The organism is Methyloparacoccus murrellii (assembly GCF_054657115.1).
Genome location: NZ_BAAHXD010000010.1, coordinates 69,338 through 83,378 on the forward strand (window position 1 = coordinate 69,338; position 14,041 = coordinate 83,378).

The window sequence follows — 14,041 nt, forward strand, 5'->3', positions numbered from 1 at the left end:
CCCATTCAACGCTGCTTGGCTCGGAGGTGCTCGATGGCCTCGAGCGTCTTGGCAAGCAGATCGGTGTCTCCCGAGCTAAGGTGGACAGCCCCGGTTTCCCGCTTCAGCCAGGTCATCTGGCGCTTGGCGAATTGCCGCGTCGCAATGATGGCGCGCTCGATCATCGCCTCGTGGCCGAATTTGCCTTCGAGGTAGGCCCACACCTGGCGGTAGCCCACGGCCCGCAAGGCGGGCATGTCCGGATCGAGGTCGCCGCGGCGGTGCAGTCTTTCCACTTCGCCGATTAGACCCTGTTCGATCATCGCCAGGAACCGTATGCGGATGCGCTGCTGAAGCGCCGTGCGATCGGTCGGTGCCAGGACGAGCCTGCAGAATCGGTAGGGCGTGTCGGCGGCGGGCGGAGTCCCGAAGTGCTCGCTCAGCGGCCTTCCCGTGAGGCGATGGACTTCCAGCGCCCGCTGGATCCGCTGTGCATCGTTCGGATGAATGCGGCGGGCGCTGTCGGGATCAACCTGGGCGAGTTGCGCGTGCAGGGCGGGCCATCCCCGGATCGCGGCCTCGGCGTCGATCGTTTCCCGCACGGCCAGGTTGGCGGTGGGCAGCATCGACAGCCCCTGCAGCAGGCCGCTGAAGTAGAGCATGGTGCCTCCCGCCAGGATCGGGATTTGGTCGCGGGCAACGATCTCGTCCATTTTGGCCAGGGCATCCCGCCGGAATTGCCCGGCGGAGTAGCGCTCCGACGGATCCAGGATGTCGATGAGATGGTGCGGGACGCCGGCACGTTCGGCGAGATCGGGTTTTGCCGTGCCGATGTCCATGCCTCGATAAACCAGTGCGGAGTCCACGCTGATGATTTCCCCCCCCAGCGCCCCGGCCAACTGGATGGCCAAGCGGGTTTTGCCCGAGGCGGTGGGGCCCATCAGGGCGATGGCGAATGGGCGATTCGGTGACGCGGGCGGCAAGCAGGCTGTATTTCGTGGTGGTTGGGGGCGACAGTGTAGCGAAAACCCTCCTGGGTTCGCTGGTTGCTACCGGTGGCGTTCCCGGTAAGACGTGACGGCGGCGGCGTCCGGCTTGAAATGCCAAGCGGTGCTCTGTAGTATTCCACGGTTTATTTGTGTCTTGTTCGGAGAAGCAGCATGGCTCGTCGCCCGTTGGTCGTCGGTAACTGGAAAATGAATGGAACCCGTACCAGTTCGCAGAAACTGTTGGCGGATATTCTTGCCGGGCTGCCGGACGGGTGCGCGACCGATATAGGCGTATGTCCCCCCGCCATCTTCATTCCAGAAGCTTCTGCCGCTGTCACCGGGAAATTGATCCGGCTGGGCGCCCAGAACGTCGCTGATCAGGATCAGGGTGCCTTCACCGGCGAGATTTCGGCATCCATGCTGCGGGAGTTCGGTTGCTCGCTGGCTATCGTGGGCCATTCCGAACGTCGTGCGATTTATGGTGAAACTGATGCGTTGGTGGCCGCTCGCTATGCCAAGGCAATTGCCCACGGGGTGACGCCGATTCTTTGTGTCGGCGAGACCCTGGAGGAGCGTGAAGCCAATGCCACATTCGCCGTAATCGACAGACAGCTCGGCGCGGTTCTGGACCTTTGCGGTGTCGAGTCCCTGCAGGATGCGGTGATTGCCTACGAACCCGTATGGGCCATCGGGACCGGTCGTACGGCGAGCAAAGAGCAGGCACAGGAAGTGCACGCCTATATCCGCGCCCAGATTGCGGCGCGCAACGCCGATGTTGCCGCCAAGGTTCAGATTCTCTACGGTGGCAGCGTCAAACCCGACAATGCAGCCGAACTCTTCGGGCAGCCTGATGTCGATGGTGGCCTTATCGGTGGCGCTTCTCTGGATGCACAATCCTTCCTGGCCATCTGCCTCGCAGCTTAACGGAATCCGTCATGTATCAGGTCTTAATGGTCGTTCACGTCCTGATCGCGCTGTCGATCGTGGGACTGGTGATGTTGCAGCAGGGCCGGGGTGCGGATGCCGGAGCCGGCTTCGGAGGCGCATCCAATTCGGTTTTTGGCGCGCGCGGCGCCGCGTCATTTCTGTCCCGGACTACCGCCGTTCTGGCAACGGTATTCTTTCTTACCAGTCTGACCCTTGCTTACCTGGCAGGTAATCAGGATAATAAGCAGTCCGACATCATGGATATTCCCGTGACGGAGGATGCCGCAAAGCGTGATCTTCCCCCCGTTTCGATGGATCCGCCCGCGCCGGCAAGGAGCGATGTTCCTGCGGTGGCACCTCCCGCGCAGCCGGCAGGCAACAACTGATCACCGTCTGTTGCTGCCCGATGTTTTCTGGCCGATGTGGTGAAATTGGTAGACACGCCATCTTGAGGGGGTGGTGACGAAAGTCGTGTCGGTTCAAATCCGACCATCGGCACCAATTGAAAGTCCTAGGGTGTCCTAGGCAATCCATGAAACCCGCTAGCCGCAAGGCTTAGCGGGTTTTTTGTCTCTGCTCGCGTCGGGATGCTCTGCACCTACGGCAGTCAAGGCCTGTTTTGGTTTTCTGAAAAGATGAAATTCAGCATCACTGGCACGGATGGAACCGCGCGTCGCGGTGAATTGCATTTCCCGCGTGGCGTGGTCCATACGCCGGCATTCATGCCCGTCGGTACGTATGGGACGGTCAAGGCCATGACACCGGAGGAATTGCGCGAACTGGGTGCCGAGATCGTTCTCGGCAATACGTTCCATCTGATGCTGCGACCCGGGACCGAGGTCATCCGGCGACATGGCGATCTGCACGATTTCATGCACTGGAGCGGCCCGATCCTGACCGATTCGGGTGGGTTCCAGGTCTTCAGTCTCGGTGCCATGCGCAAGATCAGCGAAGCCGGCGTGCTGTTCCAGTCGCCCATCGATGGTGACCAGATATTCTTGGGCCCGGAAGAGTCCATGGCAGTGCAGCGTGCCCTCGGGTCGGATATCGTCATGATTTTCGATGAGTGCACGCCGTATCCTGCCACCTACGAACAGGCAGCGAATTCGATGCGCTTGTCGTTGCGCTGGGCTGCGCGCAGTCGCAGCGCCCATGGTGACAACCCGGCAGCCTTGTTTGCCATCGTCCAAGGCGGCGTCTACGAGGAACTGCGTCTGGAATCTGCGCGCGAGTTGCAGTCGATCGGGTTTGATGGCTACGCCATCGGTGGTCTCTCGGTCGGCGAGCCCAAGGAGGACCGTGCGCGTGTTCTGGCAGCTGTGGTTCCCGCGTTGCCCACTGGCAAACCCCGTTACCTGATGGGGGTGGGCACGCCGGAAGACATCGTCGAGGCGGTACGGGTCGGTATCGACATGTTCGATTGCGTGATGCCGACCCGCAACGCCCGCAACGGTCACCTGTTCACCCGTCACGGCACCCTGCGGATTCGCAATCGCACCTACCGGGACGATGTGCGCCCGCTGGATCCCGAATGCGCGTGCTATACCTGCCGGAATTACAGTCGCGCCTATCTGCGGCACCTGGACAAATGTGGCGAGATGCTTGGGGCGCGGCTCAACACCCTTCACAACCTGCATTATTATCAGGAACTTATGTCTGGCTTGCGGGCGGCTATCGGCGAAGGCCGGCTGGACGACTTCGTGTCCGAGTTCTATCGCCTGCGCCATGAGGCACAGGCTTTTATGGCATAATCCGTTGCTTTATCGCCCGCATGAGGAGCTAGATCATGGGTTTTTTCATTGCTGATGCCTTGGCCGAGGCCGCCCCGGGTGCGGGAGCCCAGGACCCGGGTTTCGTCGGCCTGATTCTGCCGCTTGGCATCATGGTCGCGTTTTACTTCCTTTTCATTCTCCCGCAGCAACGGAAGACCAAGGAACACAAGAAGATGGTCGACTCCCTCGGCAAGGGCAGCGAGGTGGTGACCACCGGGGGCTTGCTGGGTCGGATTGTCGACCTCGACGAGAATTTCGTGCAGTTGGAACTGGCTGACAACGTCCAGGTACATGTCCAGCGAAATGCCGTTGCCTCGCTACTCCCCAAGGGTACCTACAAGACCCGAAAGAAAAACGATAAAAGCTGAGTTAGCTCTCATCCGGGCTGGCATCGGTGTCATTGCGCTACTAGGCGGCCATCATGCGAAATCATTTTCCGCTCTGGAAAAATATCCTCATCCTTCTCACGCTTGCCGTGGCAGTGATTTATTCCCTGCCGAATTTCTATGGCGAGGATCCTTCCGTCCAGTTGTCGCCATTGAGAGGCTCCACCCTCGACGAGGGGCTGGTCAAGCAAGCCGAGAAGGCATTGGCTGATGCCGGTTTGAAGCCGAAATCCGTCGAGCTCGGTGACAAAAGGCTCCTGCTGCGCTTTGGCGATACCGATGCCCAGCTCAAGGCGTCCGACGCCCTGGAGAACCAGTTTGGCGAGCGTTATACCGTGGCGCTGAACCTGGCGCCGGCGACGCCCGGCTGGCTGCGGGCCATCAATGCAGCGCCGATGTATCTGGGGCTGGATCTCCGGGGTGGCGTGCACTTCCTCATGCAGGTCGATATGGAGGCGGCCATCAAGCAGGCCGAGGAGCGTTACCTGGAGGATATCCGCACGCTGCTGCGCGACAGCAAGATCCAATACACCTCAGTGGATCGCAACAACCATGTCATCGAGGTCAAGTTCCCTGACGCGTCAACCCTGGGCCAGGCGGAGACGACCCTGAAGCGCGAGGTTCGCGGTCTGTTGTTCGACGATGACGGCACCGTGCTCAAGGGCCGCATGACCGATGCCGATGTGCGCGAGATCCGGCGCCTGGCGGTCGCCCAGAACGTGACAACCCTCAGGAACCGCATCAACGAACTGGGTGTGGCGGAGCCCGTCATCCAGCAACAGGGCGAGGATCGCATCGTTGTCCAGTTGCCGGGCGTGCAGGATACGGCGCGCGCCAAGGAAATCCTTGGCGCCACGGCAACGCTGGAATTCCGCATGGTCGATACCGAACACCCGACGCCGACCGACGAAACCAAGACCCCTATCGGTTCCAAGCTCTACAAGGACCGCAATGGCCGCCCGGTGCTGCTGCAACGCAAGATCATCGTGACCGGTGACCAGATCATCGATGCGTCCTCCGGTATCGAGCAGCAATCCGGCTCCGCAGCGGTTTTCATTACCCTGAATGGCCCCGGTGCCCGCAAGATGGCGGAGACCACCAAGGAAAACATCAACAAGCCGATGGCGGTGGTCTATATCGAGAATAAGAGCGAGACCAAGGACGTCAACGGCCAGAAGGTGACCACCAAGAAGACGGTGGAAGAGGTCATCAACATTGCCACCATTCGTGACCGTTTCAGCAAGCGTTTCCAGATCAGCGGCCTGGATGGCACCGACGAGGCTCGCAATCTGGCGCTGTTGCTGCGTTCCGGCGCACTGGCGGCACCGGTCGACATCGTCGAGGAGCGCACCATCGGCCCGAGCCTGGGCAAGGAGAACATCGAGCAGGGTACCCGTTCGTTCATCATCGGCTTCATCCTGATCGGGGTGGTGATGATGCTTTACTACAAGGTCTTCGGTGTGATCGCGGTGATGACGCTATTGTTCAATGTCGCGCTGATTCTCTCGATCTTGTCCGCACTGCAGGCCACCCTGACCCTGCCGGGCATTGCCGGTATCACGCTGACCATCGGCATGGCCGTCGACGCCAACGTGCTCATCTATGAGCGCATCAAGGAGGAACTGCGCAATGGTTCCTCGATACAGGCCAGCATCTATGCCGGTTTCGAACGCGCCTTTGCCACCATCTTCGACTCCAACATCACCACACTGCTGGCAGCCCTGATGCTGTTCGGCATCGGTTCGGGACCCATCAAGGGATTTGCCGTCACTCTGACCATCGGCATTCTCACCTCGATGTTCACCGCCGTGATGTGTACCCGCATGATGGTGAACTTCATCTACGGTCAGCGCCGCGTCGACAAGCTCTGGATCTGATTCGACCAACGATATTTACGAGGAGATGACCGCCATGGTCGAAAGGACAACCCCCGTGCAGCCTTTTCATATCGACTTCATGGGCAAACGTGGCCTGTGGGTCACCATTTCCGCGATTCTGAGCCTGGCTGCCATCGTTTCGCTCTTTGCCCGTGGCCTCAACTATGCCGTTGACTTCACCGGTGGCACGGTGATCGAGGCCGCCTTCGGAAACCCGGTGGATCTTCCCGATCTGCGCGTGCGTCTGGAAAAGGCCGGATTCGACAATCCAACCGTGCAAAACTTTGGTAGTTCCAAGGAAGTGCTGATCCGGCTGGCGCCGCAGGGTAATGTCACGAACCAGGAGATCAGGCCCAGAGTATTGGGCGCGATCAACGAGGGCTCCAGCAATCGCGCCGACATCAACCGCATCGAGTTTGTCGGCCCGCAGGTCGGGGACGACCTTGCCGAAGGCGCCATACTCGCCCTCATCATGGCTACACTGGGTATCCTGGTCTACGTGGCCTGGCGCTTCGAGTGGCGCTTCTCGGCGGGAGCGATCCTGGCGACCCTCCACGACATCGTCATGATTGTCGGCATCTTTGCGCTGTTTCAGTGGGAATTCGATCTCAGCGTGCTGGCCGCCGTGCTTGCGATCATGGGCTACTCGCTCAACGACACCATCGTGGTGTTCGATCGCATTCGGGAAAATTTCCGCAAGATACGCCGTTCGGACACCATCGAGGTCGTCAATCTGTCCATCAATGAAACCCTGAGCCGTACCTTGATGACTTCGTTTCTGACCCTGCTGACCGTGATCGCCATGGCTATCTGGGGAGGCGATGTGATCCACAACTTTGCCTTGGCCCTGATCATCGGCATCGTGGTCGGTACCTACTCGTCCATTTATGTGGCCAGCGCGCTGGCGGTACGGCTTGGCATCAGCCGCGCCGACATGCTGGTTCCCGAAAAGGAAGGCGCCGCCGACGGTCGCCCCTGATCACCTGCTTGCTGTTGCGCAAAAGGGCCGCTTAATGTGGCCTTTTTGCTGTTTGTCATCTTGTTATCGGTTTCTCCAAGGACAGGCTCTCCATGGATATAGCTTCCCAGATCGCCGAGGAACTTGGCGTCAAACGTCATCAGGTTCAATCCGCCATCCAGTTGCTTGACGGGGGGGCGACGGTTCCCTTCATCGCGCGCTACCGGAAGGAGGCAACCGGCGCGCTCGACGATACCCAACTGCGCGCCCTGGCGTCGCGCCTCGATTACCTGCGGGAGCTGGATGAACGCCGGCAGGCCGTTCTTTCCAGCATCCGCGAACAGGGCAAGCTGGCGCCCGAACTGGAACAGGCCATTCTGGCGGCCGATACCAAGACCCGGCTGGAAGACCTGTACCTGCCCTACAAACCCAAGCGCCGCACCAAGGCGCAGATTGCGCGCGCAGCGGGACTCGAGCCCCTGGCGCTGGATTTGCTGAACAATCCGGAGAAATCGCCCGAACAGGAAGCCCTCCGGTATCTCAATCCGGAACATGGCGTCGATGATGGTGCGGCCGCCCTGGATGGCGCTCGCCAGATATTGATGGAACGTTTTGCCGAGAATCCGGCCACGGTGGCGGAAATTCGCGAAAAAATCTGGCAGGAGGGCCTGCTCGTTTCCCGGGTGATCGCGGGCAAGGAGGATGAGGGAATCAAATTCCGCGATTACTTCGCCTATGAGGAAGCCATCGCCAAGCTTCCCTCGCACCGGGTGCTGGCGCTGTTTCGCGGTCGCAAGGAAGGGTTTCTGGAGCTGACGCTCAGGCCAGGCGCGGACGAGGATGCAGCCCATGCCTCCGCAATGGGACGGATCGGGCGCCAGGAAGGCGTTGCCGATCGAGCTCGCCCAGCCGATCGCTGGCTGGCCGATTGCGTTCGCTATGCCTGGAAGATCAAGCTGTTCCCGCGCATCGATCTCGATCTCAAGCAACGCCTCAAGGAGGCTGCCGAGCACGAGGCGATACGGGTCTTCGCCATGAATCTCAAGGATCTGCTGCTGGCGGCGCCGGCAGGTCCGCGGGCCACGATGGGGCTCGATCCGGGGTTGCGCACCGGTGTGAAGGTGGCTGTCATCGACCCTACCGGCAAGTTGCTGGAAACGGCGACCATCTACCCGCACGCGCCGCGTCATGACCGGGAGCCGTCCATGGCCACGCTGGCGGCCCTGGCGGCCCGCCATGGGGTCGATCTCGTTGCCATCGGCAACGGTACGGCGTCGCGCGAGACCGATCAGCTGGTGGCGGATCTCACGAGTCGGCACCCGCAGCTGGGTTTGACCCGGATTGTCGTTTCCGAAGCCGGAGCCTCGGTGTATTCGGCCTCGGAATTGGCCGCACGCGAATTCCCGGCGCTCGATGTGTCCCTGCGGGGTGCGGTTTCCATCGCCCGCCGGTTGCAGGATCCGCTGGCCGAACTGGTCAAGATCGATCCCAAGGCCATCGGTGTCGGCCAGTACCAGCATGACGTCAATCAGGCGCAACTGGCCCGGAGTCTGGACGCCGTCGTCGAGGATTGCGTGAATGCGGTGGGCGTGGATGTCAACACCGCGTCCCGCTCACTGTTGCAGTATGTCTCCGGGCTATCGCCCACCCTGAGCCAGAATATCGTCGACTTCCGCGATCGCAACGGGCCGTTCCAGCGGCGCGAGGATCTCAGGCAAGTGCCGCGCTTCGGCGACAAGACCTTCGAGCAGGCGGCCGGCTTTCTCCGCATCATGAGCGGCAGCAATCCCCTGGATGCTTCCGCCGTGCATCCCGAGGCCTATCCGGTGGTGGATCGCCTGCGCCAGCAAAGCGGCAGGGATATCCGCGAGCTGATCGGCAATGCCGCTTTTCTGCGCAGTGTCAATGCCGCCAGCTTCACCGACGACCGGTTCGGCTTGCCGACGGTCGCGGATATTCTCAGGGAACTGGAGAAGCCCGGTCGCGATCCGCGCCCGGAGTTCAGGACCGCCCGCTTCAAGGCGGGAATTTCCGGCATCGCCGATCTCGAGCCCGGCATGGCGCTGGAGGGCGTGGTGACCAACGTGGCCAATTTCGGCGCCTTCGTCGATATCGGGGTGCACCAGGATGGCCTGGTCCATATCTCGCACCTGGCCGACAGTTTCGTGAAGGATCCGCGGCAGGTGGTCAAGGCCGGCGATGTGGTCCAGGTCAAGGTGCTGGAAGTCGATGTCGCACGCAAGCGGATCTCGCTGAGCATGAAGCGTGCGGCCGTGACCGCCGAGGATTCCGGCCGGGGGCAGGTCCGGCCCGCGGTCCGGTCGGGAGATACCGGGGCGAAAGCCCGGGCGGCTCAGGCCCCGGTCGGCGGTGCCATGGCCGATGCCCTTCAGCGCGCACTCAAGAGTGGTCGCTAGGGCGGCTAGAGGATGCCGGGCAGGAACGGGACGAAATTGACCGGCTCGATATCCTCGACCCGGAAACCCGACTCGTTGCGGGTGACTCGCTTGAGTATCTGGCGGTCACCCTGGCCGACCGGGATGATCATCACGCTGCGGCGGGCCATTTGTGCCAGCAGGGTTTCCGGAATCTCGCTCGGTGCAGCCGCGGCGAGGATCGCGTCATAGGGCGCGTATTCCTCCCAGCCCCAGCCACCGTCGCTATGTTTGAACCGCACATTGCGAAGCTGCAATTCCTGCAAGTGCTGACGTGCCCGCTGCTGGAGCGGATAGATGCGCTCCACCGAATATACCCGTTTGACCAGTTGCGCCAGGATTGCCGTCTGGTAACCCGAGCCGGTGCCGACTTCAAGGACCTTGTCGAGCGGCCCGGATTCCAGCAAGAGCTCGGTCATTCGTGCCACGATGTAGGGCTGGGAGATGGTCTGATTGAAGCCGATGGGCAGGGCTGTATCTTCGTAGGCCCGACTGGCCAAGGCTTCCTCGACGAACAGGTGGCGGGGCGTTTCCAGCATGACCCGGAGGACATCGGGATGGGCGACACCCTGTTCCCTGAGGCGGGCGATCATGCGTTCCCGGGTGCGCCGGGACGTCATGCCGATGCCGGCAAAGCGTGGATTCATCAATCGTCTAAGTCATCGAGCCAGCCCGCCAGCGTCTCGATGCGGTCATAGCGGGTCAGGTCGATCTGCAGCGGCGTGACGGATACGAAACCTTCGCGGATGGCATGGAAATCGGTGCCCGGACCCGCATCCTGTTCAGGCCCCGCGGCGCCGACCCAGTAGATCTCGCGGCCGCGCGGATCGACTGTGCGGATGACGGGTTCGGCCCGGTGGCGTTGTCCCAGGCGGCAGGACTTGAACCCGCGCAGGGCTTCCCAGGGTACATCGGGGACGTTGACGTTGAGGATGGTGTCCGCTGGCAGGGGATGGCGCCGGATGCGCTCCAGCAGGGAAAGTGCGACGCGGCCGGCGGTCTCGAAGTGGTGCGGTGTCGACGAGGCCAGGGAAATGGCGACAGCCGGCAGCCCCAGGAAACGCCCTTCGGTGGCGGCGGCCACTGTGCCGGAATAGATGACATCGTCCCCCAGATTCGAGCCATGGTTGATGCCGGCAAAGACCATGTCGGGTTCCCGGTCCAGAAGCCCGGTGATGGCAAGGTGCACGCAGTCGGTAGGGGTGCCGTTGACACGCAGGAAGCCGTTTTCCGCCCGACTGATGCGCAGCGGCACTTCCAGTGTCAGGGAGTTGCTGGCGCCGCTGCGGTTGCTTTCCGGCGCCACCACGGTAACGTCGACCTGTGAACTCAGCGCTTTGGCCAGGGTCTTCAGTCCCTCGGCGGAATATCCGTCATCGTTGCTGACCAGAATATGCATCGCTTCCCTCGCTTGATGAGCCGATTTTACACCACAGCCTCAGGCCCGGCGCGGCCCGCTAAAATGCTCAGTGACCCCACTTTCGACCTCACCACCTTGCACTCTGAACGATGACTGCCCTTCAACTTGGCCACGTACTGGAACTCATCGACCGGGCAAACGCTGCCGACCCGCACACGGAAATCGCCGACGGCGTCGAGCGGCCGCGCGAATGGCTCTATGGCCAGCGCATGTCGACCTGGCTGCAGCGCATTTGCCCGGATGCCTCGGAGCATCTCAAGATCGCCGCCCGGGGCCAGCATATCCGGCGCTGGGAGGTGCCGCGCGATACCTATCCCGCGTCGCGCGAGGGCTATCTACAATGGCGCACCTATCTCTACCGCTTTCATGCCGACCACCTGGCCGAACTGATGGCCGCCGCGGGTTACGGGGCGGCGGATATCGAACGGGTCGGGTACATCGTCCAGAAGCGGGGACTCAAGACCGACCCGGAAGTCCAGACACTGGAGGATGTCATCTGCCTGGTGTTTCTCGAGCATCATCTTACCGGTTTCGCCGCCAGCCAGGATCCTGACAAGCTGGTCGAGATCGTCCGCAAGACCTGGAGCAAGATGTCCGAACGGGGGCACGACTTTGCCCTCCAACTGCCGTTTTCCGACACCATCCGCCCGCTTCTGGCCAAGGCGCTCGGGACTGCCTGACGGCGATTCATGAAACCTGGATCCCTCACGCGCTTCGCCTGGCTTTCCATTGCCGCGGCCCTGCTGACCATGGATCTCAAGGCCTATGCCTACCGGGTCACCGGTTCCGTTGGCCTGCTGTCGGATGCGGCCGAGTCGGTGGTCAACCTGGTGGCGGCGGTGGTCGCCTTGCTGGTCCTGTGGTTTGCCACCAGGCCAGCCGATGCCGGCCATCCTTTCGGGCATGGCAAGCTGGAGTATTTCGCCAGTGGCTTCGAGGGCGGGCTGATCCTCGTGCGGCCGGCGGCATTGCCTGGACGGCCTGGCAGCGCTGGCTGACGCCGCAGCCCCTGCAGGCGCTCGATCTGGGGCTTGCCGTGTCGCTGCTGGCCGGTCTGGCCAACGGCGCTGTCGGTCTGACCCTTGTCCGCGTAGGGCGGCGCCATGGCTCGATCACGCTGGAGGCGGATGGCCATCATCTGCTTGCCGATGTCTGGACAACGGTGGCCATCCTTCTGGCGCTGCTGGGCGCTCTGCGAACCGGCTGGCTGTGGCTGGACCCCGCCATCGCCGGATTGGCCGCCATCCAGATCGTCTGGTCCGGCATCCAGCTGATCCGCCGTTCGATAGCCGGCCTGCTCGACACTGTCCTGCCCCGGCATGAGCAATCCCGCATCGAAGCCATCCTGGACGACTATGTCCGCCAGGGTATCCAGTTCCACGATCTCAGGACCCGGGCCTCGGGCCACAACCGCTTCGTGAACCTGCATGTCCTGGTACCGGGGGAGTGGAGCGTTCGGTAGGGGCATGCGCTTGCCGAGGAGATCGAATAGGCCATCGCCTCGGCCCTGGCCAACACCCGGGTGGTCACGCACCTGGAACCCCTGGGCGACCAGGTCTCCTTTGCCTCACCGCGTCAGCCGAACGTCTGCTCCAGCAGGAGCGCGTACCAGTCGCGCGCGTACACTGCTTCCCGGCGCCAGTCGCCATCGGGTGCCGTCTCGCCGCTGGCGAGGGTCGACAGACGGTGCCCGTCGGGCTCGTACCCGTAGACCCCGGTGACGGAAATGGCCTGATCCGCCGCTACGAAGCTGTAACAATGGTTGATCAGCCGTGGCGGCGGCGAGGGGAGACCGCTCAGCGAGGCGATGATGGCCGTCGCACAGACCCTGGCCTGTGCCTGCGCAGCAAAGGCCGATTTCGGCATGGGCGAGACCGCAGCGGCGTCCCCGATCACGTGAATGCCAGGCTGGCGGCTCGATTCAAACGTCAGCGGCTCGACGGGACACCAGCCGGAAGCATCGGCGAGGTCCGCCTGCCACGCCAGCTGGCCGGCGCGCTGGGGCGGGATGACATTGAGCACATCGGCGGCATGTCGACCGAATTCGGTATGCACAACTCGCCGCGATACATCGATATGGTCGATATTGCCCTCCTGCTCGGCGGATACCCATTCGATCATTCCGGGATAGAGTGAACGCCAGGCCTGCTGGAAGGCCGCCTGCTTGGAGAATCGGGTTTTGGCATCGAGGAGGATGATCTTGCCCGAGGGGTTGTGTCGCCGCAGATAGGCCGCCATCAGCGAGGCACGCTCATAGGGACCCGGAGGGCAGCGGTAGGGCAGGTCCGGGATTGTGATGACAATGGTCCCGCCCGGACGCATCGCGGCCAACTGGGCCTGCAGCAGCCGGGTCTGCGGGCCACCTTTCCAGGCGTGGGGCACGCCATGGCTGGCGGTTTCGTCGTATCCCGCGATGGCATCCCAGCGCAAGTCGATGCCGGGCGCGACCACCAACCGGTCATAGGGCAGGGCATCGCCGTTTTCCAGCCTCGCGAATCGTCGCGTGGCGTCGACTGCGAGCACATTGGCTCTCACCATCCGGATACCGAGCGTTTCGCCCGCGGCCAAGTAGTTTTGCACCAGACCTTGCGGCGAGGCCAGACCGGCAATCACCGCATTCGAGCCTAGGCAGCGCTCGTAGTGGCGGTGTCGTTCCACCAGGGTGACACGCAGTTCCGGCGCCCACCGTTTCAGGCTCCGGGCCACATTCAAGCCGCCGAATCCGGCTCCGACGACAACGATATGGGCCTTGTCCAGCCGGGGACGCACACCCGAGCCAGGCCGGCAGGCGCCAAGGGCAAGCGATCCCGCGGCAAGCTGGATGAAGCGCCGACGGTTCATCGACTAATGGACCGGCACAGGCAGCCGGGCGAAATGCCTGGCCAGCTGCACGAGCTCATCATCGCCGTAGCCCCGCGCGATACGCGGCATGACAGTACCTTGTCGACGGCCTGTCTTGTAGTCCAGCAGAACGCGGCTCAGTACCCCGAATGACCGTCCCCGCAGTGCCGGCAGTACTCCATGCCCCTCGCCATGCACGCCATGGCAGGCCGCGCAGGATTCGGCCAGGGGCCCGATGGCCGAGGCTTCCTCGCCGTAGGCTGCGGGTGTCAGGATCAGTGCGACCAGCAGAAAATCGAGGCGATGCGGCATGTGGACGAAAGCGGGACGGCACCAGGGGCAGGCGAGGTATTGTATCGCCGACGGTTGACAAGCCATTGACAAAAAGCCGGCTGAGCGGAGCCGTTCGGGCATCCGTATCCGCCCTTCGAATCGTAACGTGTTGAAATTCAATTGG

At 62.4% G+C, this 14,041-nt stretch carries 15 protein-coding genes and 1 tRNA gene; 11 read left to right on the plus strand and 5 right to left on the minus strand.

The window, feature by feature from the left end; all coding sequences use genetic code 11:
- Positions 1 to 5: 5 nt before the first annotated feature.
- On the minus strand, positions 6 to 920 hold the full coding sequence (gene miaA, locus ACYQ1H_RS04595; RefSeq protein WP_460026887.1) for a tRNA (adenosine(37)-N6)-dimethylallyltransferase MiaA: 915 nt from the start codon (positions 918 to 920) through the stop codon (positions 6 to 8).
- A gap of 219 nt (positions 921 to 1,139) precedes the next feature.
- Here miaA and tpiA point away from each other — a divergent pair, with 219 nt between their 5' ends.
- The 8 genes from tpiA (at position 1,140) to ACYQ1H_RS04635 (ending at position 9,305) form a co-directional block, all read left to right on the plus strand.
- Positions 1,140 to 1,892: a triose-phosphate isomerase gene (tpiA, locus tag ACYQ1H_RS04600; protein ID WP_460026888.1), complete on the plus strand. Its 753-nt coding sequence runs from the start codon at positions 1,140 to 1,142 to the stop codon at positions 1,890 to 1,892.
- Between the two features lie 11 nt (positions 1,893 to 1,903).
- Entirely contained in the window at positions 1,904 to 2,281 is a 378-nt protein-coding gene (gene secG, locus ACYQ1H_RS04605; protein ID WP_460026889.1) for a preprotein translocase subunit SecG, read from the plus strand.
- Positions 2,282 to 2,311: 30 nt separating this feature from the next.
- Positions 2,312 to 2,396, plus strand: a tRNA-Leu gene (locus ACYQ1H_RS04610).
- 134 nt (positions 2,397 to 2,530) lie between these two features.
- Entirely contained in the window at positions 2,531 to 3,646 is a 1,116-nt protein-coding gene (tgt, locus tag ACYQ1H_RS04615; protein WP_460026903.1) for a tRNA guanosine(34) transglycosylase Tgt, read from the plus strand.
- 35 nt (positions 3,647 to 3,681) lie between these two features.
- Positions 3,682 to 4,035: a preprotein translocase subunit YajC gene (gene yajC, locus ACYQ1H_RS04620; RefSeq protein ID WP_460026890.1), complete on the plus strand. Its 354-nt coding sequence runs from the start codon at positions 3,682 to 3,684 to the stop codon at positions 4,033 to 4,035.
- A gap of 53 nt (positions 4,036 to 4,088) precedes the next feature.
- Complete coding sequence (secD, locus tag ACYQ1H_RS04625) at positions 4,089 to 5,930, plus strand: protein translocase subunit SecD (protein WP_460026891.1); 1,842 nt, start codon at positions 4,089 to 4,091, stop codon at positions 5,928 to 5,930.
- A 34-nt stretch (positions 5,931 to 5,964) separates the two neighbouring features.
- Entirely contained in the window at positions 5,965 to 6,909 is a 945-nt protein-coding gene (gene secF / locus ACYQ1H_RS04630) for a protein translocase subunit SecF (protein WP_460026892.1), read from the plus strand.
- A 92-nt stretch (positions 6,910 to 7,001) separates the two neighbouring features.
- Positions 7,002 to 9,305, plus strand: coding sequence for a Tex family protein (locus ACYQ1H_RS04635; protein ID WP_460026893.1), 2,304 nt, complete (start codon positions 7,002 to 7,004; stop codon positions 9,303 to 9,305).
- A gap of 5 nt (positions 9,306 to 9,310) precedes the next feature.
- Here the strand turns inward: ACYQ1H_RS04635 and ACYQ1H_RS04640 are convergent, their stop codons facing one another.
- Both ACYQ1H_RS04640 and surE read right to left on the minus strand, forming a co-directional pair.
- A complete protein-coding gene (locus ACYQ1H_RS04640) occupies positions 9,311 to 9,970 on the minus strand; it encodes a protein-L-isoaspartate(D-aspartate) O-methyltransferase (protein ID WP_460026894.1) in 660 nt (219 codons plus the stop codon).
- Positions 9,970 to 10,722 carry a 5'/3'-nucleotidase SurE gene (gene surE / locus ACYQ1H_RS04645; RefSeq protein ID WP_460026895.1) on the minus strand — a complete coding sequence of 251 codons (753 nt, stop codon included), beginning with the start codon at positions 10,720 to 10,722 and terminating at the stop codon, positions 9,970 to 9,972. The genes ACYQ1H_RS04640 and surE overlap by 1 nt, the downstream gene beginning before the upstream one ends.
- A 110-nt stretch (positions 10,723 to 10,832) precedes the next feature.
- Here surE and ACYQ1H_RS04650 point away from each other — a divergent pair, with 110 nt between their 5' ends.
- Genes ACYQ1H_RS04650 through ACYQ1H_RS04660 form a run of 3 tightly spaced genes read left to right on the plus strand, consistent with a single transcriptional unit; the run spans position 10,833 to position 12,205 of the window.
- A complete protein-coding gene (locus ACYQ1H_RS04650) occupies positions 10,833 to 11,423 on the plus strand; it encodes a DUF4202 domain-containing protein (protein WP_460026896.1) in 591 nt (196 codons plus the stop codon).
- 9 nt (positions 11,424 to 11,432) lie between these two features.
- Complete coding sequence (locus ACYQ1H_RS04655) at positions 11,433 to 11,741, plus strand: cation efflux transmembrane domain-containing protein (protein ID WP_460026897.1); 309 nt, start codon at positions 11,433 to 11,435, stop codon at positions 11,739 to 11,741.
- Positions 11,742 to 11,752: 11 nt separating this feature from the next.
- A complete protein-coding gene (locus tag ACYQ1H_RS04660) occupies positions 11,753 to 12,205 on the plus strand; it encodes a cation diffusion facilitator family transporter (RefSeq protein ID WP_460026904.1) in 453 nt (150 codons plus the stop codon).
- A 113-nt stretch (positions 12,206 to 12,318) separates the two neighbouring features.
- On the opposite strand, the gene ACYQ1H_RS04665 is transcribed toward ACYQ1H_RS04660, so the two are convergent.
- Positions 12,319 to 13,584 (minus strand): FCSD flavin-binding domain-containing protein, encoded by a 1,266-nt coding sequence (locus ACYQ1H_RS04665; RefSeq protein ID WP_460026898.1) that lies wholly within the window; start codon positions 13,582 to 13,584, stop codon positions 12,319 to 12,321.
- A 3-nt stretch (positions 13,585 to 13,587) separates the two neighbouring features.
- Entirely contained in the window at positions 13,588 to 13,896 is a 309-nt protein-coding gene (locus tag ACYQ1H_RS04670; RefSeq protein ID WP_460026899.1) for a c-type cytochrome, read from the minus strand.
- Positions 13,897 to 14,041: the final 145 nt, after the last annotated feature.